Genomic DNA, 403 nt, shown 5'->3' with positions numbered 1-403 from the left:
GGCTATGGTCGTTCTTCCAGCGCCCGTGGGCATTGGGGAGGCTAATCATGCTGAGACACAACGTTCCTGTGCGACGGGATCTGGACCAGATCGCCGCTAACAACGGTTTCGACTTTCATATCATCGACAATGAAATCTATTGGGACGAGAGTCGGGCTTACCGTTTTACTCTGCGCCAGATTGAAGAGCAGATCGAAAAACCGACTGCGGAACTGCATCAGATGTGCCTTGAGGTGGTGGATCGCGCGGTTAAAGACGAAGAGATCCTGACGCAACTGGCGATCCCGCCGTTGTACTGGGATGTGATCGCCGAAAGCTGGCGCGCACGCGATCCTTCGCTGTATGGCCGGATGGATTTTGCCTGGTGTGGCAATGCGCCGGTGAAGCTGCTGGAGTACAACGC

At 55.6% G+C, this 403-nt stretch carries 1 protein-coding gene; it reads left to right on the top strand.

Going from position 1 to position 403, the window contains the following annotated elements; all coding sequences use genetic code 11:
• Nucleotides 1-47 precede the first annotated feature (47 nt).
• The coding region (locus tag FNX44_RS27760; protein WP_173019333.1) for a glutathionylspermidine synthase family protein at nt 48-403 on the top strand (356 nt) is incomplete at its 3' end.

The organism is Streptomyces alkaliterrae (genome assembly GCF_007097205.2).
GTDB classification, from domain to species: domain Bacteria; phylum Actinomycetota; class Actinomycetes; order Streptomycetales; family Streptomycetaceae; genus Streptomyces; species Streptomyces alkaliterrae.
Note: the sequence above shows the minus strand (reverse complement) of the source record. Positions and strands in the feature narration are given on the sequence as shown.